This is a genomic window from Streptomyces sp. NPDC048659 (assembly GCF_040650575.1).
In the GTDB taxonomy this organism is placed as follows: domain Bacteria; phylum Actinomycetota; class Actinomycetes; order Streptomycetales; family Streptomycetaceae; genus Streptomyces.
Genome location: NZ_JBEZHM010000057.1, coordinates 22,807 through 47,773, shown reverse-complemented (window position 1 = coordinate 47,773; position 24,967 = coordinate 22,807). Strand labels below are relative to the sequence as shown.

Annotated in this window: 22 protein-coding genes and 1 pseudogene; 12 read left to right on the top strand and 11 right to left on the bottom strand. The window is 72.0% G+C overall.

Features of this window, described 5'->3' with window-relative positions:
* Positions 1-189: 189 nt before the first annotated feature.
* Positions 190-624 carry a discoidin domain-containing protein gene (locus AB0C99_RS32130; RefSeq protein ID WP_362482741.1) on the bottom strand — a complete coding sequence of 145 codons (435 nt, stop codon included), beginning with the start codon at positions 622-624 and terminating at the stop codon, positions 190-192.
* A pseudogene (locus tag AB0C99_RS32125) lies at positions 607-1,494 on the bottom strand (hypothetical protein); the annotation flags it as partial. The pseudogene AB0C99_RS32125 and the gene AB0C99_RS32130, both read right to left, overlap by 18 nt.
* A 216-nt stretch (positions 1,495-1,710) precedes the next feature.
* On the opposite strand from AB0C99_RS32125, the gene AB0C99_RS32120 reads away from it, so the two are divergent.
* On the top strand, positions 1,711-2,469 hold the full coding sequence (locus AB0C99_RS32120; protein ID WP_362482727.1) for a DUF4232 domain-containing protein: 759 nt from the start codon (positions 1,711-1,713) through the stop codon (positions 2,467-2,469).
* A 30-nt stretch (positions 2,470-2,499) separates the two neighbouring features.
* Here the strand turns inward: AB0C99_RS32120 and lanL are convergent, their stop codons facing one another.
* Together lanL and AB0C99_RS32110 are read right to left on the bottom strand one after the other, a co-directional pair.
* Entirely contained in the window at positions 2,500-5,181 is a 2,682-nt protein-coding gene (lanL, locus tag AB0C99_RS32115; protein WP_362482724.1) for a class IV lanthionine synthetase LanL, read from the bottom strand.
* 2 nt (positions 5,182-5,183) lie between these two features.
* Positions 5,184-5,366, bottom strand: a complete 183-nt coding sequence (locus AB0C99_RS32110; RefSeq protein ID WP_362482721.1) for an SflA family class IV lanthipeptide — start codon at positions 5,364-5,366, stop codon at positions 5,184-5,186.
* Positions 5,367-5,740: 374 nt separating this feature from the next.
* Between AB0C99_RS32110 and AB0C99_RS32105 the strand changes: the two genes are divergently transcribed.
* The 5 genes from AB0C99_RS32105 (at position 5,741) to AB0C99_RS32085 (ending at position 10,393) form a co-directional block, all read left to right on the top strand.
* On the top strand, positions 5,741-7,336 hold the full coding sequence (locus AB0C99_RS32105) for a hypothetical protein (protein WP_362482718.1): 1,596 nt from the start codon (positions 5,741-5,743) through the stop codon (positions 7,334-7,336).
* A 96-nt stretch (positions 7,337-7,432) separates the two neighbouring features.
* Entirely contained in the window at positions 7,433-7,831 is a 399-nt protein-coding gene (locus AB0C99_RS32100; RefSeq protein ID WP_362482717.1) for a hypothetical protein, read from the top strand.
* Positions 7,832-7,889: 58 nt separating this feature from the next.
* Entirely contained in the window at positions 7,890-8,441 is a 552-nt protein-coding gene (locus AB0C99_RS32095; RefSeq protein WP_362482715.1) for a hypothetical protein, read from the top strand.
* A gap of 177 nt (positions 8,442-8,618) precedes the next feature.
* Positions 8,619-9,917 (top strand): M20/M25/M40 family metallo-hydrolase, encoded by a 1,299-nt coding sequence (locus tag AB0C99_RS32090; RefSeq protein ID WP_362482712.1) that lies wholly within the window; start codon positions 8,619-8,621, stop codon positions 9,915-9,917.
* 41 nt (positions 9,918-9,958) lie between these two features.
* Entirely contained in the window at positions 9,959-10,393 is a 435-nt protein-coding gene (locus tag AB0C99_RS32085; RefSeq protein WP_362482709.1) for a hypothetical protein, read from the top strand.
* Between the two features lie 22 nt (positions 10,394-10,415).
* On the opposite strand, the gene AB0C99_RS32080 is transcribed toward AB0C99_RS32085, so the two are convergent.
* The 4 genes from AB0C99_RS32080 to AB0C99_RS32065 all read right to left on the bottom strand — a co-directional run bounded on the left by AB0C99_RS32080 (position 10,416) and on the right by AB0C99_RS32065 (position 14,430).
* Positions 10,416-10,727 carry a hypothetical protein gene (locus AB0C99_RS32080; protein WP_362482706.1) on the bottom strand — a complete coding sequence of 104 codons (312 nt, stop codon included), beginning with the start codon at positions 10,725-10,727 and terminating at the stop codon, positions 10,416-10,418.
* Between the two features lie 251 nt (positions 10,728-10,978).
* The gene (locus tag AB0C99_RS32075) at positions 10,979-11,215 is read right to left on the bottom strand and encodes a hypothetical protein (RefSeq protein ID WP_362482703.1); all 237 of its coding nucleotides are present in this window, start codon (positions 11,213-11,215) and stop codon (positions 10,979-10,981) included.
* Between the two features lie 144 nt (positions 11,216-11,359).
* Complete coding sequence (locus tag AB0C99_RS32070) at positions 11,360-13,150, bottom strand: methyltransferase (RefSeq protein WP_362482700.1); 1,791 nt, start codon at positions 13,148-13,150, stop codon at positions 11,360-11,362.
* Positions 13,151-13,263: 113 nt separating this feature from the next.
* The gene (locus tag AB0C99_RS32065) at positions 13,264-14,430 is read right to left on the bottom strand and encodes a 4-hydroxybenzoate 3-monooxygenase (RefSeq protein WP_362482738.1); all 1,167 of its coding nucleotides are present in this window, start codon (positions 14,428-14,430) and stop codon (positions 13,264-13,266) included.
* Positions 14,431-14,624: 194 nt separating this feature from the next.
* Here AB0C99_RS32065 and AB0C99_RS32060 point away from each other — a divergent pair, with 194 nt between their 5' ends.
* The 6 genes from AB0C99_RS32060 to AB0C99_RS32035 all read left to right on the top strand — a co-directional run bounded on the left by AB0C99_RS32060 (position 14,625) and on the right by AB0C99_RS32035 (position 21,121).
* Positions 14,625-15,341, top strand: coding sequence for a DUF5995 family protein (locus tag AB0C99_RS32060; protein WP_362482697.1), 717 nt, complete (start codon positions 14,625-14,627; stop codon positions 15,339-15,341).
* Positions 15,342-15,531: 190 nt separating this feature from the next.
* On the top strand, positions 15,532-16,098 hold the full coding sequence (locus tag AB0C99_RS32055; RefSeq protein WP_362482694.1) for a hypothetical protein: 567 nt from the start codon (positions 15,532-15,534) through the stop codon (positions 16,096-16,098).
* A gap of 93 nt (positions 16,099-16,191) precedes the next feature.
* The gene (locus AB0C99_RS32050; RefSeq protein WP_362482691.1) at positions 16,192-17,874 is read left to right on the top strand and encodes an acyltransferase; all 1,683 of its coding nucleotides are present in this window, start codon (positions 16,192-16,194) and stop codon (positions 17,872-17,874) included.
* Positions 17,874-18,479, top strand: coding sequence for a hypothetical protein (locus AB0C99_RS32045; RefSeq protein WP_362482690.1), 606 nt, complete (start codon positions 17,874-17,876; stop codon positions 18,477-18,479). The genes AB0C99_RS32050 and AB0C99_RS32045 overlap by 1 nt, the downstream gene beginning before the upstream one ends.
* Positions 18,480-18,770: 291 nt before the next feature.
* Complete coding sequence (locus AB0C99_RS32040; RefSeq protein WP_362482687.1) at positions 18,771-20,288, top strand: chitinase; 1,518 nt, start codon at positions 18,771-18,773, stop codon at positions 20,286-20,288.
* 182 nt (positions 20,289-20,470) lie between these two features.
* Entirely contained in the window at positions 20,471-21,121 is a 651-nt protein-coding gene (locus tag AB0C99_RS32035) for a hypothetical protein (protein WP_362482684.1), read from the top strand.
* A gap of 45 nt (positions 21,122-21,166) precedes the next feature.
* Here AB0C99_RS32035 and AB0C99_RS32030 read toward each other — a convergent pair whose 3' ends face one another.
* The 3 genes from AB0C99_RS32030 to AB0C99_RS32020 are packed head-to-tail and all read right to left on the bottom strand — an operon-like array spanning position 21,167 to position 24,965.
* Positions 21,167-22,273, bottom strand: a complete 1,107-nt coding sequence (locus tag AB0C99_RS32030; RefSeq protein WP_362482681.1) for a Rieske 2Fe-2S domain-containing protein — start codon at positions 22,271-22,273, stop codon at positions 21,167-21,169.
* Complete coding sequence (locus tag AB0C99_RS32025) at positions 22,270-23,325, bottom strand: NADP-dependent oxidoreductase (protein ID WP_362482678.1); 1,056 nt, start codon at positions 23,323-23,325, stop codon at positions 22,270-22,272. The genes AB0C99_RS32030 and AB0C99_RS32025 overlap by 4 nt, the downstream gene beginning before the upstream one ends.
* On the bottom strand, positions 23,322-24,965 hold the full coding sequence (locus tag AB0C99_RS32020) for an NAD(P)/FAD-dependent oxidoreductase (RefSeq protein ID WP_362482735.1): 1,644 nt from the start codon (positions 24,963-24,965) through the stop codon (positions 23,322-23,324). Before AB0C99_RS32020 ends, AB0C99_RS32025 begins: the two co-directional genes overlap by 4 nt.
* Positions 24,966-24,967 lie beyond the last annotated feature (2 nt).

Here is a 24,967-nt window from a genome sequence, read left to right as displayed (position 1 = left end):
GGCGAGTTCCACACATGAGACAGGTCCTGCCGGATGTCACATCCGGCAGGACCTGTTCCGCGTTCCGCGAAGACCTCCGACACCGACCGGTGACCGGGCAGGGAGGAGGCGAGGCGGGGCGAGACGAGGTGGAGCGAGGTGGGGCGGGCCGCCGGTCGTGGCCAGGCGGTCGTGGTCAGGCGGTCGTGGTCAGGACGCAGGGCTGCCGTACACCTTCATCTCCCACAGGGAGTAGCCGTACGCCGTGGCCCGCTTGGTCCCCTGGACGCGGACGTAGCGGGCGGTGCCCGAGACCGTCAGGTCGTCGGTGCCGCCGTCGCCGGCCGTGGTCGTGTACAGGTCGGTCCAGGTGGTGCCGTCCAGCGAGCCCTGGATCCGGTACGCGCTCGCGTGGGCCGCCTCCCAGTCGAGCCGGACGCGCGAGAGGGCCGCGGGCGCGCCGAGGTCGACGCGGAGCCACTGCGGGTCGGCGCCCTCGGCCGAGGCCCACCGGGTGGTGCCGCTCCCGTCGACGGCCCTGCCCGGTTCGAAGCCGGCGGCCTCGGTCGACGAGGCGGTGGCGGAACGCCCCTGGGAGAGCAGCGTCTCGGCGGGCGCGCCGTCGGTGAGCTGGTAGGCCCGCATGTTCTTCAGGAGCAGGTACGTGTCGCGCAGCGAGCCCGAGGTGTCGCCGAGCGAGCGGTAGATGCCCCACTTGGGCCGCACCCGGTCGGCGAGGAAGGTGTCCACACCGGTCTTCCGCGCGTCCAGGACGGTGGTGGCCCCGTCCTTGAGCACCCAGCGCACGGAACCGGCCGTGCCGTCACCGATCTTGATCTCGTACTCGACGTCGATCCACTTGTTCTGGAGCGGCTCCAGATTGGTCCGCCCGACCAGGATGTCGCCGTCGAAGATCTTGTGCTCGATGGTCTGCACCCCGTTGACCCGGCGCAGCGAGGTGACGGTGATCGGAGAGGTGCCGTTGCCGGGCTGCTTGGTCTGCATGATGTGGGTGAAGGTCGAGGTGGCCATGAGGGAGCGCGGGATGTACATCGAGTACGTCACCCGCCAGGTCTCGCCGGGCCGCCACGACAGATAGCCGGAGGGCGAGGTGCGGTTCCCCGTGACCTCCTGACGCTGCCGGTCGTCGTACGAGTCCCGGTCCACCATGTGCATGTCGAAGCGGTACGCGTCTCCGGCGACCTTGATGTGGGGCGCGCCGCCGGGGTGGGAGCCGGCCCGGTCGTCCTCCACCGTCTCGAACGCGCCCAGGCCGTCCCGGGCCACGTCCGGCGACCAGCGCAGCGCCCAGCCGGCCGCCGCCCGCGCGCCGGGGGCGGGGGCGGGGGAGGCGGCTGGGGCAGGGATGGAGACAGGAGTGGGGGAGGGGCTGGCGGTGGCCGTGGGGGAGGCCGGGCCGAGCAGGGTCAGCGCGAGGGCCGCGAGGCTCGTGACCGCCGCGAGCGGGAGGGTGCGCCGGGACGGGCGGGGCGCAAGGGGTGCGGGGGATGTCATGTACCGCCTCCAGTGGGGGGAGAGTTGGGGCTGATGTCGATGACGCGCGCCATACTGCCCGCACCCGCAGTCGTTAGTAAAGATTCCTGACAGTCGTGGCGCGTTGTTACAGCAACAGGACCTGCGCAATGGCGAGTTGTGACCTGTCCCGGATGCACAATCGGATTGCCGGCGCATCGCCGCCGCTCGTCGCACGGCCGATCACAGGGGGACATCATGAAGGCTGCCACCAGCAGAGACAGCGGGCGACCGGACCGCTGGAAGACCTACGCCCTGGGAGCGGCGACCGTCGTCGCGCTCCTCACGAGCACGGCCTGCGCGTCCGGATCGGACCGGCCCGGGGGCGAAAGCAGGACAACGGGCGCCCCCAGCGCGACCGGCGCGTCCGGGACGGCCGCTACGCCCTCCAGTGCCGCGGACCCGTCGGGCACGGCGAGCCCCAAGAGCCCCACGACCCACACGGACTCGCCCACGTCCGGCGGAACGAAGGCATCGGCGCGCCCCGGCGGCGGCAGCGGGGGCGACGACGGCTCGGGCACGCCCCTGTGCGGCATGGCCGACCTGTCCGTCTCCGCGACGAACTACGACGCCAAGGGCGAACCGGTACGGCACATCCTCCTCATCGTCACCAACGTGAGCGGCAAGAAGTGCGACCTCCAAGGCGCGCCCGACGTCACCCTCGGCAACGCCAAGGGCCCGGCTCCCGTCAAGCGCGGCACCGACCCCGGCGAGCCGATCACCCTCGCCCCGGGCGCCGAGGCGTACGCCGGACTGCTCGCGACCGGCGGCAGGATGGACACGTACGACGTGCGTTCCATGACCCTCGGCCTCGGGAGCCCCGGCGGCGAGACCGAGCCGGAGAAGCCCGTCGACGTGCCGATGCCCGTGGCGTCCTTCCAGGCCGACGACGGGCAGCTCGTCACCTACTGGGCGGGCACCGAGGGCCTCGCGATGCGACCCGTGACCTCGTCCTGACGCGGTCGCCGCCGTCGTCGTACGGGGCGGTCAGCCGAGGAGCCCCAGCCGCGGCCCGCCCCCGTCGCGCAGGCGCCGGAAGAAGCCCAGGACCCCCGCCGAACCCCCGGCCCACCCGGCGGCGGGCCGGGCGAGCCCGGGGTCCGGGAACACGGGCCGGGCCCATGTTCCGCCGCTGCGGCTGAGGATGAGAACGGCGACCTCCTCGGCCGCAGCCCGAAACTCCCCGGAGCCGGAGCCGGAGCCGGAGCCGGAGCCGGAGCCGGAGCCGGAGCCGGAGCCGGAGCCGGCTCCGTACCCCGCCCCCTCCCCGGACGCCTCGGCGACGTCCAGCATCAGCTCGCCCGCCCCGGCCAGCCCGCAGCACTGGGTGACCAGCGGCATCCGGGGCGCCAGGACCGCACAGGCGCGCGCGGCCCGCTGGGCGAGGGCGAGGTACGAGGGCCCGTCGAGGACCCGGGCGGCCTGGACGAGCACGCTCCCGATGCCCGCGAGCCCCCGGCACCACGAGCCGTAGCGGCGGGTCGCGCCCGGCGCGGCCGAGGCCGCGATGAGCTCGGGTGTCACCGAGGCCAGCCGCGCGGCGGCCCGCTCGGCATGCCGCATCGCCTCGGGATCCCCGGTCTCGGCCCCGTACGCGAGGAGGAAGGACACGACGCCCGCCTCCCCGTGCGCCACACCCTCGCGTAGGGCGGCGCTCCCGGCGGAGTCCGGACCGGCCGGGGTGAGCCGGGCGGTGCCCGAGGCCAGCAGCCGCGCGCAGGCGGAGGCGACATCGCGATGCCGGTCCGTCGCCTCCGGGTCGCCGGACCGCAGCGCGTGCCGTACGAGCAGCAGCCGGCCGATCCCGATCCCGGCGGCGCCCGCGATCAGATCCGCCTCGGGGGGCCCGCCGTCGGGGGCGGGACCGGGAAGGGGATCCGCATTCCGCCGGGCTCCCGCCCCGGAGGCCGCCTTCACCTCCGCCTCCGCCTCCGCAAGAAAGAGCTCGACTCCGGTGCGACCGGTGTAGAAGGAGGGCGTCAGCTTCCGTTCTTGCTCGGCCGTCCACCGGGCCAGCGCGTCGACGGCGGGGCGGACACCTGGGCGGTGCGCGTGCCGGAGAAGTTCGAGCCCGAGCCCCGCGCTGCCGCCGTAGATGTCGATGGGGGTGGGTACGTTGAGGAGTGCGGCCCGTGCCGGGTCCACGATCGCGTGGGCTTCCGCGACGCAGTACGCGGTGGTGTGGCCGATGATCTCGTCGAGCAGCTCGTCGTCGACGCGCGGAAGACGGATGCGAGGCGGACGGGACTCGGCACCGACCCCGGCTCCGGCACTGGCACTGGCACTGGCGTCGGCACCGACTCCAGCCCCGTCCCCCGCGCGCAGGAGCCCGACGGCTCCGGCCCGTACGGCGGGATCGAAGCTCAGCAGCCCGGCGACGGCATCCCGGAAGGCCGCGTGCGCGGGCTCGGGCAGAGCGAGGGCGAGAGAGGTGAGGGTCCGGTCCCGGTTGACCTCGTGGGAGGCGTCGACGATGACGGGGTCGAGGCCGGTGGCGGCGAAGAAGAGGGTGGCGCCGAGGGCGTAGTGGTCGTCGGCGGGGGCGGCCGGCCCGGTCCGGGGCAGGACCGGTTCGCTGTAGCCGGGGGTCGAGCCGCCCGGTCCCGCACCGTCGCGTTCGCTGATGCCGAAGTCGATCAGGTGGCAGTGGGCGGGGCCGGATCCGTCGAGCACGATGTTGTCGGGCTTGAGGTCGCGGACGACGACCCCCCGGGCGTGGACGGCGTCCAGGACGCGCAGGAGCCGGGAGGCGAGGGCGGAGAGGGAGCGCCCGGGGCGCGGGTCGTCGTCGCGGTAGGGCCCCTCGCTCAGCACGTCCCGGCGCAGATCGCGCTCGCCGCAGACGTTCATCACCAGGTACTCGTCCGGGCCGTGGGCGAAGTAGTCGAGCGCGCGCGGCACGCCGCTGATGCCGTCGAGCGCGGCGAGGACGGAGCGTTCGTTGCGCAGCCGGTGCCGGGTGTCCGTACCGGAGGCGTCCTCGCCCACGTACCCGCGTGCCTGCTTGACGATGACGGGCCGTACGAGGGTGAGGTCGAACGCGCGGTAGACGTTGCCGCGCGGGGAGCGCGCGATGCCACCGGTGACCTTGTAGCGCCCGCCGCCGAACCCGGACGCGGGGGAGGCGGGGCGGCCGGTCGCGGCGAAGGGGTCTTCGGCCCAGGGCGGGCAGCGGTAGCGGCCGACGGCGAGTCCGTCGAAGAGCTGCCCGTCCGGCCCGGTCATGACCGATTCGAGCCGCCCGCTCCGCCCGGTGCGGTAGGAACCGGTGAAAGGGCCGTAACGGTAGTAGACGGGGGCCCGGGGATCGACGCGCCGGTCGCTGACGACCCGCGGCCCCTCCCGGTCGCGCAGGACGGCGGCGAGCTCGCGGGCGAGCGGGACCACGGTGCCGGGCGCGGGATAGACGGTGATCGCCTTGCCGACGGTGCCGGGGTTCACGGCGCCGGAGTTGAGGTGGCGCAGCGTCTCCGGGTCGCGGGCGAACTTGGCGTGGCACACGTGCCGGGCCAGCACTGGGAGGACGATCGCGACCACGGCATCGAGGTCGCCGGGGCGCGCGGAGACATGGAGTTTCCAGCCGTGTTCCATCGCCGGCATCCGTGGATCGCTCAGGTACGACCACGTGTCATCGGCCCCACCGATGCGGCCGGAGATGGAACCGGCCACCGTCAGGAGTTCAGATCACAGGCGAAGCGGGTGGTGGCGGTCACCCAGGGGTCGGCGAGACACGCGGTGTGCTCGCGGTCGCTGCGGTCGTCATCCTCGAACGGGAGCGCCTCGTCGTCGATCTCCAGCAGTCCCGCGTCGCGGAACCCGTCGACTTCGAGAAGCTCCTGCACGGCTACGGGCATGGGACGCCTCCATCGTGGTGTCGTGCGCTGACGAACAGGAAACGGCCGGCACGGGGCCGGTGGACCCGTGTGGCCGGGACTCGCTGGACCAAGGTAAGGAGGGGTGCACCCGCTGACAAGGGGGCGGGTGAAGGACCGTTTCGCCAGCCCCGGACCTGCGAACGAGAGCATCTGCGGCGCCCGCAGCACCTCCGATCACTGGCGCCGACCGTGCAGGATGCCGGTCCCAGGGAGGTCCTTTTAGCCCCTTCTGTGAGCTAAAAGAGCTGGTCAGCGGCTCGGGTTCTCAGTTGACCCACATTCCGGAACGGGTGATAGTGACGGGTCGCAGCGCCTCAGCGGGGCTGCTGCAGGGAAAACAGGGGTGGGGACCTTTGAACGACATCAGCGACACCAAAGACACCAACGGCAACATGGGCGGCAGCGGCAACATCAGCGGCAGCGCCAACGGCAACGGTGTCGGCATCGGCATCGGCAACACCGAATCCGCCACCGCCACCGAAACCGCCACCGAATCCGCCACCGAAACCGCCACCGACACCGACGACGCCGTACGCGACCATGCGAGAGCGCGGGTCGACGCGCTCATCGCCGCCGGCGCCCTGGCCGAGGCGCGAGCCTTGGCGCGGCGCGCGCTCGACGCGGACGGCCCCGACGCCGCCCTCTTCCTCGCGCTCGCCCGCGCGCATCTGGCCGAGGACGCCGACGACCACGACGACGCCGCCGAGCGGGTCTACCGCGAGGGGCTCGATGCCTTCCCGGACCACATCGCCCTCCTCGCCGCGTACGCGGAGCTGTGCGTCCGCACCGACGCGATAGACCGCCCCGCGCGCCACAACCGCGGCCCGGCGCTCCTTGCCCGCCTTCGTGAACTGGCCCCGGATTCGCCTGAGTTGCTGCGCGCCGAGACGGCGGGGGATTCCGTGGTGCCCGGCGCGAAGACGGGTGCCGCCGCCTACCGCGTGCAGTCATTCGATGCGGTCCGCGCCTTCGCCGACGCGCCCACACCGGCGGCAGCCGCCGCGCGCGCCGCGCACTGGTCCAAGGCCGCTCCGCACGACACGCGACTCGCCGTCCTCGCCGAGACGACCGCGACCCTGGCCGTCGGCCCCCCTTGGGCGCGCCTGCTGCTGCGCCGGGGCCTGGAACTCCGGATCGCCGCCGCCCTGGTGGCCGCCCTGCTCATCGTGCTGCGCCTCACGGCGCTGCCGGGGCTCCCGTACGGCCTGCCGACGGCGTTGGTGCTGGTGGCGGGCCTGCCGTCCATGATCCTCCGCAAGCGCCTGCGGGAGGCCCGCACCCGCGCGGCCGGCCGACTGGCCGCGGCGGTCCCGCGGACGGAGGCGGAGCCGACCGACCTCCGCCACCCCGAACTGCCGCCCGTGCCCCGTGTCACCCGCCGCGAGTACGTGTTCTCGGCGATCGCCCTCGCCATCCTCCTGGGCGTCGGGGGAGTGTCGTACGCGGCCTCCCTCGCGTACCCCCGTTACGAGCTCGTCGAGCACGACACCTTCCGGGGCCTGAAGGGCTACCTCCTCCGCGAGGAGTTCGATCCGCTCGGGTCCGTGCCCTGGGACGAGAGCCAGGCGTCGACCGCCAGGATGTACCTCCCGGATGACGCGGGTCCGGGCGCCGCCGCCGAGTACCTGGTGGCCGTCACGACGGGCGACTTCCACGCGATGGACGAGTCGTTCGTGGACGGCGACGCCGTCGGACTGGTGCCCGGCGGCGCGGACGGGATCGGTGTCGTCCAGGACGACTGGCGGGCGGGCTCGGGCCCGTACGCGGGCTGGATGCGCTGCTTCCGCTACACCGAGGTCCGCACCGGCACGCCGCGGGCGTTGTGCGTGTGGGGCGACAAGGGCAGCGTGGGCATGGTCCTGTTCACGGCGAAGGGGCAGTCCCGCGAGGAGGTCGAGCGTTCCGCCCGCACGATCGGCGCGGCCTTCTTCCGCCCCGCGGCGGACTGAGCCGAGTGCCCTGGGCCCGAACTTGCGCCAAGTGCTTAGTCAGGGATGAGTGATCGACCCCTCGCGGCTGCCGGACCGACCCGCCACGCTGGTGACATGAGCGGACAATCACGCAACTCCAGAACTCTCGCGACACTGGTCCTGGCCGTCCTGGCCGCCGCCCTGTGGGCCGCCTGGCTCGGCTGGGACCAGCAGCGCGACGTGCACCCCGACGGCTCGACGACCGGCCCGTACGAGCCCTGGCAGGTGATCGGACTCGTCCTGACGCTGCTCGTCCCGGTCTGCCTGGCCGCGTCCCGCCGCCTCGTCGTCGAGGCGGCCGTCGGGACGACCGCCGGGCTGACGATCGCCGCCTTCTACGACTGGTCCGACGACGACACCGGCCTCTACATGGTCGGAGTGGCGATGGTGATGCTGGGCAGCCTCGCCGCGACCGCCGGAGTAGCCGCCCTCGTGGCCACGCTGACACGGGGCGCCCGGAGGAGCGGGGCGTGACGGAAGCCGGGAGGAAGGGATCGGAATGAGTTGCCGCTGACTATTAGCATCGGCCGGTGTGCGAGCCTACTTCTCCCCGACGCCGACCGAGAAGATTCCGATGACCCGCGACGACGCCCTCAAGCAGCTCAGCCACATCGCGCGCGAGCGGGCCTTCGGGAGGCACGTCGGGTCGGACCGGCTCATCCAGGCAGGACTGGACGCTCTGATCGCAGGGATCGAGAGCCCCTCTCTCGCCACGTTGGCCGGCCTCCTCCGGAGCGAAGAGTTCGAAGCTCCCGCACTCTTCGACCACGTGCTGGAGGAGCTGGGCCTGAGCTTCCGCCCTCCCGCCGACCGACGGGCCGCAAAGTGGGCGATGGCCGACTGGGTCGCCGGTCGGATCGTCGACGGATCCCTGGACGCCGCTGCCGGCACCCACCTCATCTGGGCAGACATCGCCGAGGACCTCGGCTGCCCCGAAGAGTTGGAACCACTGGTCCACTGCGCGCACAACCTGGACGGCTGGGAGGAGAGCTGGGCAGTCTCCTACGAGGAACTCAGCAGGGACGCAGTCGAAGCGGCGAAGCAGTTCTTGAGCAAGCGCTCGGCAGCACAAACAGCGAGCTGAGCGTCCGGTTCTTCCCCGCTGAGGATCATCGGCAGCTTGTCCACCAGTGCCGCCTGCCGCTGTCCGCGAGCTGACGGACGATCTTCACCGTTGACTCCCGCCCACGGCCGGCATGAGCGCTCCGGGGACCGGCCGCACCAGCCCTTTGACCTGCGACTTCGAGTTGGCGGAGGCTCAATGAGTGAAGCTGATGACCGCGACGGCGATGGCAACGGCGTCGACCGCGCCACCCACGCCGCAGCCGAGAAGGAACGCGGCCGATCCGACACCGCCCCGGGAACCGCATTCGACACGCCCTCCGACACCCCCTCCGTCATCGCGCTGGCCCAGGAGCTGATCCGGCGCCCGAGCCGGGGCGGCATCGACCCGTACGGTCCGGTGCTCGGCGTCCTGGAGGAGTGGCTGACCGCCCGCGCGCTCCCCAACCGGCGCCTGCGTGACCCGGCGGGCGCCGTGGTGGGCCTGCTGGTGGAGGTCCGGGGCGGCCGGCCGGGGCCTTGGTGGACGCTGGACGCCTGCGTGGACACGGCTCCGTTCGGCGACGAGGGCGCCTGGTCGTTCCCGCCGACGTCCGGTGAGGTCGTGGACGGCCGGCTGCGTGGCCGGGGCGCGGCGGACTCCAAGCTGGCCGCCGCGATGTTCTGCCACATCGCCGCCGAACTGGCACCCCGCGCCGCGGACCTCGCGGGCGGCCTCGCCGTACTCCTGGACGTGGACGAGCACACCGGCGCCTTCGGCGGCGCCCGCGCCTACCTCGCCGATCCGCACGCGGCCCGCCCGGCCGGGGTGATGATCGGCTACCCCGGCCCCGACGAGCTCGTGGTCGGCGGCCGGGGCCTGTGGCGGGCCGTCGTCACCGTCCACGGCACCGCCGGGCACTCCGGCTCCCGGCGGACGGTCACCGGAGCCGTCACCCGGGGCGCCCACCTCGTACGCCTGCTGGAATCCGCCGAACTGCCGACCCCGACGGACCCGGCCCCACCCGCCTTCCCGCTCCCGCCGAAACTGTCGGTCACGGCCTTCCACGGCGGCGAGGGCTTCTCCGTCACCCCCGACCGCGTCGAGATCAACATCGACGTCCGTACCACCTCGGTCTTCGGCGCGGCCGACGCCGAGTCTTTCGTACGGGAGGCCGTCGCCGCCCTCGACACGGAGCTGCCCGCCCCGGCGCCCACGGATGTCACACCGGTTGCCGTCTGGCCCCCGTTCCGCCTTGCCGAAGACGCCCAACCCGCCGTCGCCCTCCTGGAGGCCGCCGAGACGGAGGGGCTGCGGCTCCGCACGAAGACCGCGGGACCGTCGAACATCGGCAACCTCCTCGCGGGCGAGGGCATCCCCGCCACCGCGGGCTTCGGCGTCGCGTACGAGGGACTCCACGGCGTCGACGAGAGCGCCGACCTGACGGAACTGCCACGGGTCCATGCCGTCTACCGCCGGGCGGTCCTGCGGCTCCTCGGAGCCCCCTGCGTACGATGATCCCTTCCGACCCGGCAGGCCCACGAGAGGACGCAGAAACGATGAAGCTGAGCGTGGGCGGCCGGGTGCGACTGGCCGCCGACCTGGTCTTCGACGGATCACTGACCCTGGCGCCCCGACCGGCCGCAGTGGATATGGATCCGGCGGACGACGTGCTGACCTCCGAGGAACGACCGACTCCCGGCGGCGCCTCCCTGGCCCTGGCGGCTGGGCTGGAAGGCACCGTCGAGAACGTGGTCGCACACGAGAAGCGCCCGAGCCACGAAGTGACGGAGTACCTGCGCCTGAAATCGCTCCTCGACTCCTACGGCGAGCAGATGCCGGAGGCCAGCAGAACGCGCCTGGAGGAGCAGATCGCGGAGCTGAAGCCCGAGTGGGCCGCGTACGAGCGCCATACCCCGGGCGTCACGGTCCGCGTCCGCCTCGACAACGGCTTCGTCGTGGACGACGCACCCGAGGGCTACTTCGTCTCGTAGGCCGTTCGAGGCGGTTGAAGCATCAGAACCCCGCCATGGACTTGTCGAGCACTCCGCCCAGCGCACCGTAGACGCTGCAGCGAACCGAGTGCTTCGCCCTGCGGCGCAGCCCGAACCCCACGATGAACGACAACGCGAAGAGCCCGCCCAGGACCATCGCTACGAGCGGGCTGTAGACGAAGCACACGAAGCACGCGACTCCAGCCCAGACCAGGATCGGCAGGAGCGAGCCGCGCAGCACCGTCCCGAACCTGATCCGCTCCGGCCCCGATGGCAGCACACGTTCCTGCCACACCTCGATGTGGTTCCTGGTCACACAGTGCTCGGGTCGCATGAAGCCATCACACCACCAACAGCTCGGATCTCCTGCACTGATCCGAAAGAAGCCGCCTAGCCGTCCACACGCGGACGTGCATCATTCGGCTTCGTCCTGGCGGCAGCCCTGCCCTCCAACCCTCCGCTGCGCGCGGCAAGCTGGTCGAAGGGGTCGCCAAGCGCAGCGCATCCTGAATCTCGGGCAGGGCCGTCTGCTCGCGGGTATCGACGGCTTCACCGCCGGCCCGGAGGTCGGTTCAGACTTGCCGGTCAGCCCTCCTCCGGCCGAAGCCGTCGACGGGCGGCCTCAAGCCGCTGGTCATAGTCAGGCGCGAACAGCCCGGCAAGTGACTTGTCCAGCGTCCCGGAGATGCGATGGATCGGCGCCCAGACCGCCGGATCGTCGACAACCCGGCTCAGGTCTGTCATCTGCAACTTCTCCAGCCAGTCCGACAAGACCAGCGCCTCGTCACTCGTGAGCTTGATCGTGACCTCACCATCACCCATGCGCACACCCCCACGGCTCGACCCGTCCTCGACCACCCGAGCCTACGGGCCCTCGGCCTTGGCTAAACCGCAGAGGGACGCGCCCCCGCGTCACGGTCCCGCCCGGGTTACGGGTCCCGCCCCCGCTTCGGGCCCGCCCGTGGCTCAGGCTTTGCGCGCGTGGAGGGTGTGCGCGCCGAGTGCGAGTGGCGTGTGGCCGACGAGGGTGAGGCCGCACTCCGCGAAGAGGCGCCCGTAGTGCTCGGCCGTCCGTTCGCGTCCGCCCGTGTTGCACATCATGTGGAGGTCCCAGGCCGTGGCGAGCGAGGGGCTGCCGTCGCCCGGCAGCAGGCGCTCGACGACGAGGAGGTCCGCGTCGTCGGGCATCGCCGCGACGCAGGAGCGCAGGATGCTCCGGCAGCGGTCGTCGTCCCAGTCGTGCAGGACGCGCGAGAGCACGTACACGTCACCGCCTGCCGGTACGTCCGCGAAGTCACCCGCGTGGTACGAGCAGCGCGCCCCCGCCTCGATGCCGGACAAGTGGGCGCGGGCCGCCGCGAGCACCTGGGGGCGTTCAAGGAGGACGCCGCGCAGCGCGGGGTGAGCGGTGAGGATCCGGCCCAGCAGCTCACCCGTACCGCCCGCGATGTCGACGACGGTACGGGCGCCCTCGGCGGAGGCAGAAGCGGAGGCGGCGCCGAGCACCGGATGGGACGGGAGCGCGTCGAAGATCGGCGCGCTCGACACCATCGACTGGTCGAAGAGCGCCGCCAGTTCGGGATCGGCCGAGAAGTGGTCGAAGTGGTTCTCGCCGAAGAAGTGGTCGAACGCGGGCAGCCCGCTGCGCACGGTGTGCGTGAGGTGCGCGAACGACTGGTAGAACGGCCCGCCGTACATCAGGGCCAGCGGCCGCATCGAGCCCGGGGCCTCCGCCGAGAGCAGGGAGCCGACCACGGTGAGCCGGAAGCCGTCCGGGCCTTCGGTGACGACGCCCAGCATGGCGAGGTACCGCAGCAGCGTGGCCAGGCTCTCCGGATGCGCGTCCACGGTACGAGCCAGCTCCCGGACCCCGATCCCGGTGTCCCGGCTCATGGCCTCCGGCAGCCGCAAACGGGCGCAGGCCGCGAGCGCCTGTGTCGTCCAGGCGCCGGTCAGCAGTCGCAGAAGCGATTCCGCCGCCTGAGGATCACCGTACTGGCGCTCGGCCGGCCCCGTGCGGGGCGTACCGAGGTGCTCGGCGAGTACGTCACGATGGTCACCCCGCGCGTACAACTCGACTCGCCCGTAGGGGGACTTGTTGTCGACGGGTGCCGTGAAGTAGAAGACGGTGCCGTCCTCGTGCGGGTTGTAGCCGCCGCCGTCGGCGCCCGCGCCGTGCCGCTCGAACCCCGACAGCAGCCCGCGGAGCACCAGCGCGTCGGGATCCGCGACGTCGAAGGCGAGGTGCGCCTCGCGGTCCATGCGCCGCTCGTCCTCGACCATCGCCTGCAGCCCCGACTCGGCGGGCGGCACGGTCAGCGCGAACACCTCGACCGCCCGCCGCTGCCCCGAAGGCCCCAGGACCGTGGGCCGCAGGATGCGTACGTCGAGGTCGGCGGCGACGCGGTGGTGACGTGCGGCGAGCCGGTCCCGGACCACGACGCTGGGCTGCGCGGGCACCTCCGAGGACAGCCCGCACGCCGCCAACTGGGCGCCCAGCTCGTGGGCATCGGCCGGGAAGACGAGCACGGCGGCGTGCGCGAAGCGGCAGCGGTCCGTGAACGCCCGCAGCTCGGGCCCGTCGAGCCCGGGGAGCACACGCGAGAGCAACTCGGAGGTGTCCTGGTCCCGTACGAACTCGGCGGTGGAGCGCAGCCGTTCGACATCGGAACCGGAGCCGGAGCCGTAGCCGGATTCGGAGTCCACGCTGACGGTCAGCGTGGACGAGGGCATGGTGAAGGGATGGTCGGAGTGCATCGCCTGTCCGTGGAAGAGAGGAAGAAAGGAAGAAGGGGAGAAGGAGAGAGGAAGAGAGGGGTCGTGGTGACCAGGGGGAACGGAGTCGCGAGGCCGCCCGTGGCCTCTCGGCCTCAGACGCCCACGTAGTTCTCCGCGAACCAGTCCTGCGTCGTCGGCGAATCGCGCAGCGCCGCCAGCCGGGAGCCGCGCATCCGCTCCTCGAAGGGCGAGGCGCCCTCGGCGCCCGGTACCGCGTGGAGGAGGCCGATCATCCAGTGCGAGAACTCCTGCGCTCGCCAGATGTGGGTGAGGCACCGGTCCGAGTAGCGGTCGAGGGGTGCGGCGTCGCCGTGCACGAGGGCGGCGGTCAGGGCGTGGGCCAGGAGTTCGGCTTCCAGGATGGCGAGGTTGGCGCCCTTCGCGGCGGACGGGCTGATCAGCGCCGCCGCGTCGCCCGCGAGCAACAGCCTTCCGTGGCGCAGCGGTTCGAGGACGTCGGACCGGAGGCCGACGACGGTGCGCTGGACGATCCGCCCGCGGGTCAGGGGGCCGTAGTCGGCGGCCCGCATCCGGGTGTCGAGCTCGTCCCAGACACACGTGTCGCTCCAGGCGTCGGCCCTGGTGCCGGGAGTGCACTGGAGGTAGTAGCGGGTGATGTCGGTTGAGCGGGCCATGTGCCCGGCGAAGCCGTGCGGGTGTACGGCGTAACCCACGGCGTCCAGGCTGGGCGGCGCCTCGGCGAGCAGGCCGAGCCACGAGACGCCGTGGTCGCGGCGGTTGTGGCGGACGGCTCCGGGCCGGAGCGAGCGCCGTCCCGCCCCGTGCTGCCCGTCGCAGGCGGCGACGTACCGGGCCTGCCAGCGCCCCGGGTGCCCGTCGGGGTCCCGTACGGTCACCGAGGGGGCCGGGCCGTCGGTGTCGTGCACGGCGAGCGCCTCGGTGTCGAAGCGGATCCGGCCGCCGGCGCCGAGGAAGCTGTCGAGGAGGTCGGCGACGAGCCGGTGCTGGGGGTAGACCGTGTGCGGCTCCTTGGCGCCGAGCCGGCCGTAGTCGAGGCGGAAGCGCCCATCGACGGTGCGGAACTCGCAGACGCGGTGCTCCTGCCCGTACCGCGACAGCCCTTCGTCCAGGCCGTTGCGGGCGAGGACCCCCACGGTGTGCGCGGCGAGGAAGCCGGCCCGCTGGCGATGGCGGATGTCGTCGCGGCCGGAGCGTTCGAGGATGGCGCAGTCGATGCCCGCGCGGAGCAGGAGATTGCCCAGGACGAGTCCGGCGGGCCCGGCTCCGAGAATCACCACATCGGCCGATTCGGCGGCGGGCGTGGCGTATTGACTGTCTGTCACAGCGACGGATCTTAAGCACCCGGACGTACCAAGATCGTCATGATTCACCTGAATGTACCAATGGATGAGAAAAGGATTCTTCCGGGAATCGTTCCGGGCGAACACGATCGGAACACGACGCGACGCGACACCGACCAAGGAGAGACCACATGACCGCCACCACCCAACAACCGCCCACGACGATCGACGAGGTCATCGAAAGGATGCGGGAGATCGACGCCGAGCTCGACCCCTCCGACGGCGTCCGCTGCTTCAACCACGTGTATCTGAAGGTCACCGAACTGGTGCTGAAGAACATCACCTCCGGCACCTTCGCCGACGGCCCGTTCCTGGAGCGCATGGACGTCGTCTTCGCCGGGCTCTACCTCCGCAACGTCGACGCGGCCCGCGCGGGGCGACGCGTCGACCGCGTCTGGGCGCCGCTGTTCGAGGCGCGCCACAACCGTTCGATCTGGCCCGTCCAGTTCGCCTTGGCCGGCATGAACGCGCACATCAACCACGACCTGGCCGTCGCCGTCGTCGAGACCTGCGCCGAGCGTCGCACCACCCCCGAGACGCCGCCGGTCCACGAGGACTACGAGAAGGTGAACGACCTGCTGGCCTCCGTCGAGGCGGAGGTGCGCGCCGACTTCGAGACCGAGATCGTGAAGCTCGCCACCCGCGACGCCGAACTGCTCAAGCACGCCGTCAGCAGCTTCTCCATAGCCGCCGCCCGCGAAGCCGCCTGGGAGACGGCGCGCTCCCTGTGGAACGACCGGAGGCTGAGCGCCGAGCTCTACCGGGCCCACGCGTCGGTCATCGGCGGCATCGTCGGCGCGTTCGGCCGAGGCATCCTGCTGCCCGTCATCCCGCGGCCGGGCGCCTGAACACCCCCCTCGGCCTTCCGGGCGCCGGGGGCTTGTGACAATGGGGCGCTCCTCTCGACAGGCCCGCGGGTGGGGCGCCTCCGGCGATCACGCCGATCGCACCGATCGCACCGATCGCACCGATCGCACCGATCGCACCGATCGCACCGATCGCGACGATCGCGACGATCGCGAGCAAGGAGCGCACGACATGCGGGACCGCCCCCGAGGCCGCGGCGTCCCCGACCCGGCGTCGTCCGCTGATGCCTTCGTCGGACGCCTCCTCGACCGCGCCGACAAGCGCTTCGGCGCTCGGACCGGTGACCGGACCGGCGGTCGGACCGGCGGCCGGGAGGCGGATCCCGTCGAGTCGACTACGGCGGACGAAATCGCTGTGGCGTGGAGCCGGGTACGGGCGAAGCCCGGACGCCTGTCGACGAAGACGCGGGATGAGTGGAGCCGGATCGAGACGTTCGCCGGGCGCTGCGGCTTCGGCTGGTTCCTGGTCACCGCGCTCATCGCGGTCCTGTACGTGCTGGTCCCGGCCTCCGGCTGGAGCGGCACCGTCACGCACGCGGCGTTCCTCGTCGCCGCGTCCCTCACTTTGGGCCTCACCGTGACCCGCCTGGCCGCGTACTACTCGGCCACCGCCGCGGTCTCCCGAGGCTACGCGTCGAACCGGCGCATCCGCGTCACCCGCCTGCTCCTGGGCAACCGGGCCCTCCCCGCCGTGGCCTTGGCGACGGCCCCGATCCTGTACGTGCCCTTCAACCTCTAGCCTCGGCAACAGGGGGCTCACCCTCTCCCGCCTGGATGCGGGTTTCGGATGTCGAATGCGGAAGGCGCATAGGGATTTTGCTAGGGTTACGCCATGATGGGTATGGAGGACATCCTCAGGCTCACCGTGTCGGCGCTGATGACGCGGACCGGCGAACGGCAGGGTGACCTGGCCGCGGGCCTCGGGCAGTCGCAGGCGCAGGTCTCCCGCAAGCAGGCCGGCAAGTCGCACTGGTCCTTGGAGGACGTGGACCTCCTCGCCGCCCACTACGGCCTGAACCCGCTCGACCTGCTGGCCGGGCCCACGCACGCGGTGGGCGTACTGCACGGCGCGGCGGCCAGCCTGCAGGGCGGCGTACAGGCGCTCGCCGTGTCGAACCCGCCCGCGGCCCGCCGGCCCTCCGCGCCGCCCGCCGCCTCAGCTCCCGAGCCGGAGCCGGAGCACAAGCCGGAGCGCAAGCCGGACCAGGCGCCGGGCCGCCCGTGCGTGCTTTGCGGCCGACCGGCCACCCTGGAACTGGACGGCTTCCCGCAGCACCTGACCGTGGAGGAGTGCGCGGCGGCCATCGCCGAGACCACGCCCGCCCGCCAGGCCGAAACGCTCCCGACCCCTGAGCCGGAGCCCTCCGCCGCCCCGGAGCCGAGGGCGGAAGTCCCGGAGCAAGCCCATCCCCACCCTCATCCCGATCCCGATCCCGATCCTCAAGCCCAGCCCCAGCCCCAAGCAGCCGCCCAACCCACCCCCCACCCCGACTCCAGCCTCGACCCCACCCCCCAAACCACCCCCGACCCCCGCCCCCGCCCCACCCGCCCCGCCCCCGGATACGCCTCCGGCACGCTCGTCGAGCAGATCGCGGACCGGGTGCACGACGTGCTGGCCGCCTGCTCGGGCGAGGTCGAGGCGGCGCAGGCGGAGCTGATCAAGATGGCGATCCCGGACGTGATGAGGCTGCTGAAGAGCTCGCGCGTAGGCGGCAGATACGAGCATTCGGAATTCCCGCCGACCGCCGAGATTCTCCGGAAGAAGTCCCAGAAAGGCGCGGACGACATCTGGGAAGGGCGCCCGAAATGGCGCAACCCGGCGCTTTTCGCGGCGGCGAAGAAGGGCGCCGAGATCGAGGTGACCGCGCTCGACATGAACGCGGCCTATCTGTCGGCGATGAAGGCGTGGCTCCCCATCGGGCAACTCCGCGAGGAGGTCGGCGGAGCGCACGACCCGAAGAAGGCGGGCGTCCATCTCGTCACCCCGGCCGAATGGCTTCACGACGACCTGCCGAATCCGCTCGGCGCCCGCATCGAGCCGGGGGAGCTGTGGGTCAGCGAGTCGACCCTCCGCCTGCTCCTGGACTGCGCCCGCCAGGGCCTGGCCGACGCCCCGGTCATTCACCGCTCCCTCGTCTCCGGGGCCTCCGAGGCGCTGCTGGAGAAGCTTCGTCGTGCCCTCGCGGAGACGCGGAAGACGGCCCTTGAGGCGGGCGACGAATTGACCGTCGCCTACGTGAAGGCGATGTACTCTAAGTTCGTGTCGACGATCGGCGAGTCCAGTGCCAACCGCGAAATTCGGCGCCCGGACTGGATGCACATCATCCGCTCGAAGGCATTCGCGAATCTGTGGATGAAGGCGCACAAGGCACACAAGGCCGGACTCCAGGTCGTGGAGATCTCCGGTACGGACGAACTCCACATCGCGGGCGACTGGCGCACGGTCTTTCCGGAGGGCCGGGAGCTGAACCAGGTCAAGGAGAAGCAGACGTACGTGCTCGGGGGTAGGCGCTGATGGCCGGTTCACCGGATCTGTGGTCCCGCTGGGGCGAGTTCCGCAGGTACGACGCGCAGGGCATGAAGGGCGGCGAGGCCCTGATCCTGGAGCTGAACAGGATCGTCTACTCCTCCGGCATCGCGTCACCCATCACCACGAAGCGCGGCCTCACCGCCCGGCTGCGCTATCTCGACAGCGCCGCGGGCCGCGCCGCGCTACGGGAGCAGGGCGTGTCACCCCGGACGATCCGCTCGTGGATGCGGACGAAGGGGAAGGTGACCCCGACGGCGGCGAACCGCGAGCGCGTCGACACCGCGTACTGGTTCCGCCGACGGGAGAACCTGATCCGTTCGGGCTGGCTCAAGCGCCACCTCGACAACGAGGGCCGCGGTCGCCGGATGGAGATCTACCCCGTCGACCAGTCCCGCGTCCCCGCGGAGCGCCGGCGCCCCACCCTGTCCCAGCGCTCGATCACCGTGCGGTACGTGTGGGGTGACCTGGTCGACGCCTGGGCGCAGCAGGACGCGGCGACCGTGGACGAGATCTGGGACGACGTCATCAGCGACCTCGACTCGGACTACAACGCGTACAGCTACGTCTCCTCGGTGGGCATCGGCGCCTGACCGCGCCCACCCGACGCCTGGCCGCGCCCGCCGAGCCCACCTCGCCCGCCCGCCCACCGCCTGGCTCGGCAGAACCAATCCCTCCGCCCACCCGCATCGGGCCAGGAAGCGCCCCCAGCGCCTGGATGTACCACGCAACGACGGGCGAAATTGGTCTAGTCCAAATTTGGGTCAAGTCATTGACGTGCCCATGGCTGCGGGCTTGCTCCGTGCGTAACAGTCGTCCGCAACAGTCGTGCGCGACAAGGACGTTGACGCACTCCGCACCCCCCCCACAGTCATTGGATCGCCATGAGAAGACGTTCGATCCGCGCGGCCCTCACCGCCGCCGTGACCGCCGTGGCCGCCCTCGGTCTCGCCACCGTCGCCACCGCCCCCGCCCAGGCGGCCACCCCGCTCCCCGCCAGGGTCTTCGCCCCCTACTTCGAGTCCTGGACCGGAGAGAGCCCCGCCGCCCTGAGCGCGCAGTCCGGCGCCAAGCACCTGACGATGGCGTTCCTCCAGACCGCGACCAAGGGATCCTGCACCGCCTACTGGAACGGCGACACCGGACTCCCCATCGCCCAGTCCTCCTTCGGCGCCGACATCAAGACCATGCAGAACCGCGGCGGCGACGTCATCCCCTCCTTCGGCGGCTACACGGCCGACACCACCGGCACCGAGATCGCCGACAGCTGCACCGACGTCAACCAGATCGCCGCCGTGTACGAGAAGGTCATCACGACCTACGACATCACCCGGCTCGACATGGACATCGAGGTCGACTCCCTCGACAACACCGCCGGCATCGACCGCCGCAACAAGGCGATCAAGCTCGTCCAGGACTGGGCCGTCACCAACGGGCGCCAGATCCAGATCTCGTACACCCTCCCGACGACCACCAGCGGCCTCGCCGCGAGCGGCCTCGCGGTCCTCAAGAACGCCGTCACCAACGGCGCGCGCGTCGACGTCGTCAACCTGATGACCTTCGACTACTACGACAACGCCGCCCACGACATGGCCGCCGACACCAAGACGGCCGCCCAGGGCCTCTACAACCAGCTCGCCAAGCTCTACCCCACCAAGACGGCGGCCCAGCTCTGGGGCATGGTCGGCATCATCGAGATGATCGGCGTCGACGACTTCGGCCCGGCCGAGACGTTCACGCTCGCCAACGCCCGTACGGTCTACGACTGGGCGGTCGCCAAGGGCATCAACACCCTCTCCTTCTGGGCGCTCCAGCGCGACAACGGCAGCTGCCCCGGCGGTGCCGCAGCCGACGGGTGTTCCGGCATCCAGCAGAACACCTGGGACTTCTCGCACATCTTCGCGCCCTTCACCAGCGGGACGACCACCCCGACCGACGACTTCTCGGTGACCACGACCCCGGCCTCGGCCACCGTCGCCGCCGGTTCGTCCACGTCCGCCACGGTCAAGACGGCCGTCACCGCCGGTACGGCCCAGACGGTGAACCTCACGGTCAGCGGCCTGCCGGCGGGTGTCACCGCCACGCTGAGCCCCGCCTCCGTGACGACCGGAGGGTCCGCCACCCTCACCCTGAACACCACCGCGGCCACGGTCTCCGGCACGTACCAGATCGCGGTCAACGGGGCGAGCGCCTCGGCCGGTCACGCGGCGATCCTCTCCCTGACCGTCACGGGCGGCGCCACCCAGTGCACCGCGGCCCCGTGGGCGTCCGGCACCGTCTACACCGGCGGCCAGCAGGTCTCGCACAAGGGCCACACCTGGAAGGCCAAGTGGTGGACGACCGGCGAGGAGCCGGGCACCACGGGCGAGTGGGGCGTCTGGCAGGACCTCGGCGCCTGCTGACACCCGCCACGACCGCACACCGCACCACGTAATACAGCACGGCAGCACGAGAGCATGACGCACACCAGCACACCAGCACACCCGCACACCCGTAAACCCGTGTTGGGGCCCGCCCACAGGCGGGCCCCAACACGGCGTCTAAGCGCACCGGAGTCCGCACCGCGCCCCGTCCCGGAGACCCAGTGAAGCTGCCCGTAGTCGTCCACCAGGCCCGCCTGGGAACCGCCGAGTTCAGAGTGATCAGGCCCGCCCGGCCGCTGCGGCACGCGCTGCTCACCGACCAGGACCGGTATCTGGACCTCCGCGTCGACGAGGCCGCCGCCCGGACCGTCGCCGGGCTGTGGCTGCTCGCCGCCCGTTCGCCGCGCTCGCTCGTCCACCTCCCGCTGCGCACGGCCCGGCCCGAGGCCCAGGCGCCGGACGCGGAGCGCGGGCTGGACCTCGTCCTCCTCCACCACTCGCTCCAGTTCGCCCCCGCCCGCTGGAAGCGCCTCCGTGCGGGCCTCGGCCCGGGGCGGCCCCAGACCGCCGACCTGCCCGAGGCGTCCCGGGACGCCGACACCGAGCCGGTCGACTACACGGCCCGCCACCACCGCGAGAACCGCGACCTGTTCCAGGAGCACCTGCACGCGGAGACGCTGTTCATGACCGGCAGCGCGAAGCTCTTCCGCGCGACCGCGCGCCTCTTCCTCGACGTCGCCCACGAGGGCCCGGCACACCCGGCCCACCTCGCCGACCGCCACTACTGCGCCAGCCTGCACTCGAACGCCGGCGTCCTCGGCAACGCCCGCGAACTCCACGTCGAGTACCAGCCGCACCACGAGGCCGCCTGACCCCACACCGTCAGCCGCATATCCGCCCCCCAAGGACCGCCCAGGCTACGTCACCCCGCTCTCCACCTCCGCGTCCACCGCCCCCGCAGCCCCCCGCCCCACCGCCGACGGCACCTGCGCCCGCAGCCGGTCCGCAGGGTAGAACTGCCGGGCCCAGTGGCGGAACGGGCCGATCGGGCCGTCGCCGCGGGCCAGCCGGGGAGGCGACACGTACCGCTTCGTCGCCCAGACCGGGAAGTCCTGGGACACGAACGCGCAGTTGCCCCGGAACATCACCCCCGCAAGCAGCCGGTGCGCCGCGCCGCTCACCAGGCGGGCCAGTGGCGCCGGGAGGGCGGCCGGCTCGGCCACCTCGAAGCGGCTGGTCTGCCGGAGCTGGAAGGCCGCGGGCGCGATCATCGTGGTCGTGTACACAGCGCAGGTGCGCACCCCGAACCGGGGGAGGGCGGTGCACACGTGCACCCGGCTGATGCCGTTGCCCTCCAGCGTCACCTCCAGCGGACTCGCGCCCAGCAGCGGCACCCGCTCCTCGGAGCGCACCGAGATCCGGAACGACCGCCCGTCGAAGACCGCGGGCTCGGCGACCTCGGACTCGCCCCAGCCGTGCAGCGGCGTGAAGTGCCCGATGTCCACGGTGTTCTCGACCACATCCTGGCTGTGCCCCGCCATCTCCCACGCGGCCAGCCGGGGCGCCCGCGTCCCGAGCGTGTGCCAGGGCGTCAGCTCCCAGTCCGGCGCCCGCCCGTCGTGGTGCCGCCACACGAACACGGCGCCGTCGACCTCGCGCACCGGCAGCAGGGTCAGGTCCGAGGACGGCGGCGGGGGAGTGCCGTACCCCGTCCGCGTACAGGCGCCGTCCGGGCCGAAGGCGAAGCGGTGGAAGGGGCACAGCAGCTCGTCGCTCTCCAAAGCGCCGAGCCCCAGATGCGCGCCCAGGTGCGGGCAGTACGGACGGACCGCCCGCACCTCGCCGTTCCGGAGCCGGTAGAGGACCACGTCCTCGCCCTGGAGCGGCCGGGTCAGCAGCGCCCCCGGCACCACCTCCGAGGAGAACGCCATCGAGAACCAGCCGTCGGGATACGGCAGCACCGGCCCGTGCGCGTCGGCCGGGCTCGGGCCCTCCGTGAGCGCCCGGGTGTGGCCGCGCCTCACAGCTCGACCAGCACCTTGCCGAAGGACGCCGCGCGGTCGGTGTACAGGCTGCGGTAGGCGGCGGGGATGGAGTCGAAGCCGCGGTGCACGGTCTGCTGGTAGCGGATCTCGCCCGCGCGGACCAGCGGACCGAGCTCGGCGTGCAGCGCCGCCCAGTTGTCGTCGGTGAACCACTCCAGCGCGAAGATCCCGCGGATCGTCGTACGGGGGAACATGATGTACGGCAGCAGCCGAGGCCCGCTCCACTCGCCGCCGACCTGGCTGGACCACTGCCAGCACACGGCGACCTGGCTGTCCACGGCCAGCATGGAGAAGACGGTGTCGGTCATGACCCCGCCGAGGTTGTCGAAGTAGCGGTCGACGCCGTTCGGGGCGGCCTTCGCCAGGTCCTCGCGGAGCCGCGCCGGGTCCCCGCCGTGCCGGAAGACCACGACGTCGTCGAAGCCGAGCGCGGTCAGCCGCGCCGCCTTCTCGGGCGAGCCGGTCGTGCCGACCACCCGCGCGCCCGCCCGCTTCGCGAGCTGCCCGACCAGGGTCCCGATCGCGCCGGACGCGCCGCTGATCAGCACCGTGTCGCCGGGCCGCACGGTCAGGAAGGTGTTGAGGGTGCCCCACGCGGTCATCCCGGCGCCGCCGAGGATGCCGAGGGCCGTGCTCAGCGGCAGCGCCTCGTCATAGTGGGCCGGGTCCAGCTTCCGGAACGCCGGGAAGACCATCGGGAACGTGCCGGTCTGCCACAGCGCCTCGGCGCCGTTGCTGACCAGATGGGTGCGCCAGCCGCCGAAGCCCTGCACGAGGTCGCCGACCCCGAACATCGCCCGCGGCCCGGCCGCCAGCACCTCCATGATCGAGTCGGCGCCCATGTGGTCGCCCACCGGGGTGTCCAGGGCGATGCCCTGGAGGTACGGGTCGACAGAGACGTACCGCGTGCGCAGCAGCATCTCGTCCTCGGCCAGCTCGGTGTCGAGCTCCTCCACCACCTTCACGTACATCCGGTCCACGTCCGGCACGCCGTCGTTGTGCTCGCTGACGATCCACTTCTCGGTCTTCACGGGGTTGCTCCTGCGGGTTCGATGATCTGGACGGGGAGAGGGGCGCCGGGGTCGACGGACGCCGTGAACGGCCGCCCGTCGTCGCGGCAGACGAAGTGCATGACGTGCCGTCCCGAGGCCGCGGCCCGGATCAGGCCGCCGGTGGTGGCCCACACGCCGGACAGGTAGAAGTCGGCGAGCCCCGGCAGCCCCGGCCCGTGCCGCTTGACCTCCTGCTCGACGGTCTCGCCGCCGGCCACGAACGGCTGCCAGCCGAGGACCGTGCCGTCGTAGTTGCCGGTGTAGCGGACCTGGGTGAGCGGGGTCGACACGTCCCGCACCACGATCGCGTCCCGCAGCCCGGGGTGCCGCTCGTCGAGGAAGTCGACGAGCGTGTCCCGCACGCGCCGCTTGGCCCGCTGGTACTCCCGCCCGCGCCCGACCGGCAGCGTGTGGAGCTCCTCGCCGCGGCGCGGCCGGGTGGACTGCTCGGGGCCGGTGCTCAGCTCCCGCCAGGGCGCGATGTCGCAGAAGTACGTGGCGTACACGACGGAGGTGCCGGCGGGCGACAGCTCGGGGTAGTGGCGGCTGCGGAACTGCACGTTGACGCTGGGGTGCCGGATCCCGGTGAGCCGCTCCGCGACCTCGTCCTCCAGGAGGTACGTGGTGCAGGGCTCGCCGTCCGGGAAGGGCCGACGCAGCCCCAGGAAGACCGTGAGGTAGCCGGGGAAGACCATGCCGGGTTCCGCGATGGTCCGGGTGTACAGCTCCCGGTACGTGTCGGTGAGGTAGCGGCCCTTCAGCAGTTCGAGGAGCGTGGTGCGCCCGTCGCAGGCGGACACCACGATGTCGGACCGCAGCTCGGTCCCGTCGCTGAGCCGGACCCCGGCCGCCCGGTCGTTCTCCACCAGGATCTCCACGACCTTGGCGTTGTACGTGACCTCGCCGCCGAGCCCCCGGTAGCGCTCCTCGACCGAGCGGGCCAGGCCCAGCGAGCCGCCCTCGGGCACCCCCGCCGAGGCGTCGGCGTGCGCGGCGAGCTGGAAGTAGAACGGCAGCACGGGGAAGTTGGGATGCTTCTCGTACAGGATGAAGTTGAACGCCTCGCGCAGCAGAGGGTCCCGGAAGCGCTGCGAGTAGTCCCGCATCAGCGTCCCGATGGAGCGCCGGATCACGTTGAAGTACGGGACGAAGGACGCCAGCATCCGCCAGCGCTCCCGGCGGCCCATGAGCCCGACCGGGGTGAGGAACGGGTAGCGGGCCAGCGCCTTGCGGAAGGTGCGCAGCCCGGCGCAGAAGTCGCGGATCACCCGCGCGTCGCCGGGGGAGAGGGCGAGCAGGTGCGCTTCGAGGCGGTCCGGGTCGGAGTAGAAGTGCACCGCCCGCCCGTCCCGGCCGCGCACCGTGTTGAACACGTCGAAGTTGCGCATCCGCTTGCCCTGGAGGGCGCCCAGCTCCAGCCAGATCTGGTGCATCTCGTTGCCCGGCCCGCTGCCCAGCAGCCAGCTCACGCAGCAGTCGAGGGTGAAGTCGCCCCGGTCCCAGGCGGTGCAGGAACCGCCCGGGATCTCGTGCATCTCCAGCACCCGGCTGCGGTAGCCGTTCATCTGCGCGTAGCAGCCGGTGGAGAGCCCGCCGAGCCCTCCGCCGACGATCAGCATGG